General features: G+C 71.5%; 5 protein-coding genes. 3 read left to right on the top strand and 2 right to left on the bottom strand.

Going from position 1 to position 4,525, the window contains the following annotated elements; all coding sequences use genetic code 11:
* Positions 1–82: 82 nt before the first annotated feature.
* Complete coding sequence (locus FNH04_RS41915) at positions 83–1,228, bottom strand: ATP-grasp domain-containing protein (protein WP_152791485.1); 1,146 nt, start codon at positions 1,226–1,228, stop codon at positions 83–85.
* Positions 1,229–1,513: 285 nt separating this feature from the next.
* On the opposite strand from FNH04_RS41915, the gene FNH04_RS41905 reads away from it, so the two are divergent.
* Genes FNH04_RS41905 through FNH04_RS41895 form a run of 3 tightly spaced genes read left to right on the top strand, consistent with a single transcriptional unit; the run spans position 1,514 to position 4,093 of the window.
* The gene (locus FNH04_RS41905; RefSeq protein ID WP_322725415.1) at positions 1,514–2,422 is read left to right on the top strand and encodes a metallophosphoesterase family protein; all 909 of its coding nucleotides are present in this window, start codon (positions 1,514–1,516) and stop codon (positions 2,420–2,422) included.
* Complete coding sequence (locus FNH04_RS41900) at positions 2,370–3,116, top strand: 4'-phosphopantetheinyl transferase family protein (RefSeq protein ID WP_322725412.1); 747 nt, start codon at positions 2,370–2,372, stop codon at positions 3,114–3,116. Before FNH04_RS41905 ends, FNH04_RS41900 begins: the two co-directional genes overlap by 53 nt.
* Positions 3,113–4,093 (top strand): polyprenyl synthetase family protein, encoded by a 981-nt coding sequence (locus FNH04_RS41895; RefSeq protein ID WP_152791484.1) that lies wholly within the window; start codon positions 3,113–3,115, stop codon positions 4,091–4,093. The genes FNH04_RS41900 and FNH04_RS41895 overlap by 4 nt, the downstream gene beginning before the upstream one ends.
* Positions 4,094–4,151: 58 nt before the next feature.
* Here the strand turns inward: FNH04_RS41895 and FNH04_RS41890 are convergent, their stop codons facing one another.
* The gene (locus tag FNH04_RS41890) at positions 4,152–4,379 is read right to left on the bottom strand and encodes a hypothetical protein (protein WP_152791483.1); all 228 of its coding nucleotides are present in this window, start codon (positions 4,377–4,379) and stop codon (positions 4,152–4,154) included.
* Between the last annotated feature and the right edge of the window lie 146 nt (positions 4,380–4,525).

Genomic DNA, 4,525 nt, shown 5'->3' with positions numbered 1-4,525 from the left:
CCGCTTTTCGGGGGCCAGCCCCCAGTGATGGGACGGCTAGGGGCGGCGGGGGCGAGAATCGGGTTCTGGCGGGCCCGGACCGTCAGACCGCCAGTGGGCTGTCCGCCGAATGGGCCCGCGCCGCCGAAGGCGTTTCCGCGAGCGCCGGCGGACGAGCGTCCACCGGCTCCACCGCCACCACGTCCGCCCGCTGCTGCGGCAGAGTGAGCGACCGCACCGCACGCGGTCCCGAGACGACCGTGTAGTCCTGACCCAGCCGGGTCGGGAAGAGATCCCCGGGGTCCTCGCCGAGGGCCAGCTGCACAGCCGCCCACGGCGCGTTCAGACCACACAGCGCCAGCTGGTGGAGCCCGCCCGCAGGACGCGTGTTGACATCCATGAGCACCGGCTCGTCGCCGTACATACGGAACTGGATGTTCGACAGGTAGTGCAGCCCGAACCGCTCGGCCAGGCACCGCGCCGGGTCGATCCACGCCGGGTTCAGCGTGAACCCACGCCGCCGGCCGTTCTTCGTACGGCCCACCGCCATACGAACCCGCCCGTCGGCCCCGGTGAGGCAGTCCACGGACACCTCCGGCTGCTCAAGCCGGGGCATCACCAGCCAGTCCACCGCCTCCTCGGCACCCCGCACCGCGTCCACCACCAGATCCAGCGGCACATACGGGCTGGGAAACCCCTCAAGCTGCACCAGCGAGAAGGACGTACGCGTCACGACGCGAAAGCCCACCCCACCCGCACCCGACGCGGGCTTGAAGCACGCCTTGTGCCCGCTGTCCTCCAACTCCTCCACCGCCGCCACGAGTTCGTCCGCGTCCCGCACCCGGTAGTACGGCGGCACCGGCACCCCGAGCGCCTCCACCGCCTGATACGCCGTCACCTTGTCCTCGAAGACCCGCACGGCCTCCACGGGCGCCGCGAGCAGCGCGGTGCCCACGGCCGCGAACTCCTCGCGGTGCGCGGCGATGGCCGCCTGGTGCAGCCGCGGCACGAACACGTCGATACCGCGCCGCTGGCACTGGTCGAGCGCGTACTCGACATACGCGGCGGGGGACAGGCCCTCCGGCTCCAGATCGGCGCTGTCGGCGGCGGCCAGCACGGGGGAGTCGGGGTCACCGTGGGTGGCGTGGATCTCGACCGCACGGGACTGCGGATTACTCCGCAGCTGGTCCATGAAGAACACGTTCTCCGCGTACGTGCGGTTGAGCCAGACGCGTACGCGAGAGACCATGCAGGCCGCCTTTCGGGGTTCGCGGGCAGGGCTGAACAGGCCGAGCCCGGCCAGGGGAGAGGGAGGTACACCGAACCGGCCGACGCGAGGAAGGGCGCGTGGCGGTGGTGTTGGGGGGATCATAAGGCCACGGGGGCCCTGGTTTCTGTCACGCTCGTGTTAATCCTTCCGCCGTGTCCGGCTGCCGCGCCGGGCGCATGGTGTCCACGCGCCCGGCGGGCCGCACTTGTCCGCTGGGGCGTACATGTGTTCTCGTGTTCCCAACTGATCTAGGAGGGTGTGAGGGTGGAGTCGACTGCCGGCCGTTCGGGACATCTGCTGGCCATCAGCGACCTGCATATCAACCACCCCGAGAACCGCGGCCTGGTCGAGAGGATGCGCCCCGAGACCGACGACGACTGGCTCCTGGTGGCCGGCGACATCGGCGAGAAGGTGGCCGACATCCGCTGGACGCTGGAGACCCTCGCCGGCCGCTTCAAGAAGGTCGTCTGGGCCCCCGGCAACCACGAACTGTGGACCCACCCGAAAGAGACCCTCACCCTGCGCGGCGTCGAGCGGTACGAGCACCTCGTCGCCCTCTGCCGGGAGCTGGGCGTCACGACGCCCGAGGACCCCTACCCGGTGTGGGAGGGACCGGGCGGCCCCGTGGCCGTCGCCCCGCTCTTCCTGTTGTACGACTACTCGTTCCTGCCTCAGGACTGCGCGACCAAGGACGAGGGCCTGGCCTACGCGCACGGCACCGGCGTCGTGTGCACCGACGAGATGCTGCTGCACCCGGACCCGTACCCGAGCCGTGAGGCCTGGTGCCGCGCCCGGGTCGCCGAGACCGAGCGCCGGCTCGCCGAACTCCCCGCGGATCTGCCCACCGTTCTGGTCAACCACTACCCCCTGGACCGGCACCCGACGGATGTCCTGTGGTACCCCGAGTTCGCGATGTGGTGCGGCACCCGGCTCACCGCCGACTGGCACCGCAGGTTCCGCGTCGAGGCGATGGTCTACGGACATCTGCACATCCCGCGGACCACCTGGCTGGACGGGGTCCGCTTCGAAGAGGTGTCGGTGGGTTACCCCCGCGAGTGGCGCGAGCGCCCGGAACCGCCGGGAAGGCCGCGCCGCATTCTGCCGATGGAGGTCGGAGCCGGTGATCGAGGAGTTGCTCCCGGAGTCGGTCGTGGTCGTGGAGGCGTACAGTGACGGCGTTGCCGGCACTGGCGACGCCGCCCGCGCGGTCGAGGGAGTCGAGGGCGCGTCACTCTTCCCCGAGGAGGAGGCGGTCATAGCGAAGGCGGTGCCCAAACGCCGCCGCGAGTTCATCGCCGTGCGCGGATGCGCCCATCGCGCCATGGAGAAACTCGGCTTCCCCCCGCAGGCCGTCCTGCCCGGTGAACGGGGCGCTCCGGCCTGGCCGGACGGGCTGATCGGCAGCATGACGCACTGCGAGGGGTACTGCGCCGCCGCGCTGGTCCGCGCCGCCGACCTGGCGTCCCTCGGTGTCGACGCCGAACCCCACCAGCCGCTCCCGGACGGGGTGCAGGACAGCATCGCGCTCCCCACCGAGGAGACCCGACTGCGCCGCCTGTCCGCCGAACGGCCCGAAGTCCACTGGGACCGGCTGCTGTTCAGCGCCAAGGAGTCCGTCTACAAGGCGTGGTTCCCGCTCACCGGGAAGTGGCTGGACTTCACGGAGGCCGACATCGACGTATGGGCGGACACCGGCTCCGGTACCGACGCGCCGTCGGGCGCCTTCCGCGCCCGGCTCCTCGTCCCCGGCCCGGTCGTCGACGGCCGGCGGATCGGGTTCTTCGACGGACGCTGGACCGTGCGGCGGGGGCTGGTGGCCACGGCGGTGTCGCTGCCCTTCACCACCGGGGAGGAGCCCGTCGTATGACCTCCCTCGCCTACCGCGACCTGCACCGGCGGGTCGAGGCGGACATCGACGCCGAAGTGCGGACCGCTCTGGAAGGGCTGGGGCCTGAGTCGGAATCGGTCAGGAACGCGATCGCCGGACTCTTAGGCCACCAGCAGATGAAGTACCCCTTGTCGGTGCTTCCGCTGCTCGTCCACGCGGCCGAGACCGGTGCTCCCGGACCGGCCGTCCCGCTGTCGGCCGTCCATCTGCTGTGGTGGACCTCGGCCTGCTACCTCGACGACCTGGCCGACAGCCAGGGGGCCTCCGCGCCCGAGCGTCTGGGCGCGAACGCGGCGCTGTTGGCGGCCGTCGTCGCCGGACAGGCGCTGCCCATCCGTATCGTCCAGGCGCAGCCGGTCCCGGACGCGGTACGCAACGCGCTCACCGCCGAGATCGTCAACTGCTGGTTCCCCGCCGTGGAAGGGCAGCTCAGGGATCTGCGCGGAGACACGGAGGGCGCCGCGCGGGAGGCGGTCGTCACGGCCTACCGGGGCAAGTCCGGCGCCCCCTTCGCGATGATCACGGCCATGGCCGCCATATGGGCGGGCGCGGACAGCGGGCGCATACGGCTGTGGCGTGAGTTCGGCGAGGTCTTCGGCATGCTGTGGCAGTTGTTCAACGACCAGGAGGACATCCTCTCCGGCCGGAACGAGGACCTGCGCAACGGCACGGTGACCTATCTGCTCGCCTGCGCCCTGGAGGAGGCGGCACCCGAGGTCAGGGAGCGCGTGCCGGCCCTGTCCGCCGCCGCGCGGACGTCCGAACGGGCCCGGCAGGACCTCACGGCGCTGCTCCTCGCGCCCGACGTGCTCCGCCGGTACCGGAAGGACCTCGACACGTTCCGCGACGAGGCCCACCGGATTCTCCGCGAACTGGGAGGCCACGAGGAGCCGTTGGCGGCGCTGGGGCAGCTCGTGGACCAGTCGGCCGGGATGTATCTGCCCGCGGGGGCCTGAGACGGTCCGCCGGTGACGGTCCGCTTCCGGTGGGCGGGAGCGGACCGTCACCGCGGTGTCAGACCTCCGGGCACCAGCTCCGCAGCAGCCGGAAGAACTCCTCCTCGTTGCCCGCGAGTCCGGCCGCCGACAGCGCCTGCTCGGCCTCGGCGAGCGCGGCGGTCGGCATCACGGGTGGTCGGCGCCCGTCCGGCGGGCCGTCGAACGCGGCTCGTACGGTCTGCAAGAGCCGCAGATAGGCCTGTACGGCGGCGCGTTCGTGGTCGGTCAGTACGGCGGTCGGCATCGGACGGCTCTCCCTGTTCGGCCGGTCGGGTCGGTACGTGCGCCTCCGGCACGACGGAGGCGCACTCCCAGCTTGCCGTCCACCACTGACAATCCCGGTCCCGTGCCTGGTGGAACAGGCGTCCGGAGATTCAGCCCCTCCGGAAC

It is taken from the genome of Streptomyces phyllanthi, assembly GCF_009377205.1.
Taxonomy (GTDB): Bacteria; Actinomycetota; Actinomycetes; order Streptomycetales; family Streptomycetaceae; genus Streptomyces; species Streptomyces phyllanthi.
The sequence above is the reverse complement of the archived record's forward strand: the minus strand, read 5'-3'. Positions and strand labels throughout refer to the sequence as shown.

Coding starts and splice junctions, on each gene's coding strand:
- FNH04_RS41915 (WP_152791485.1), bottom strand. CDS start 1,228: ATGGTCTCTCGCGTACGCGTCTGGCTCAACCGCACGTACGCGGAGAAC.
- FNH04_RS41895 (WP_152791484.1), top strand. CDS start 3,113: ATGACCTCCCTCGCCTACCGCGACCTGCACCGGCGGGTCGAGGCGGAC.
- FNH04_RS41890 (WP_152791483.1), bottom strand. CDS start 4,379: ATGCCGACCGCCGTACTGACCGACCACGAACGCGCCGCCGTACAGGCC.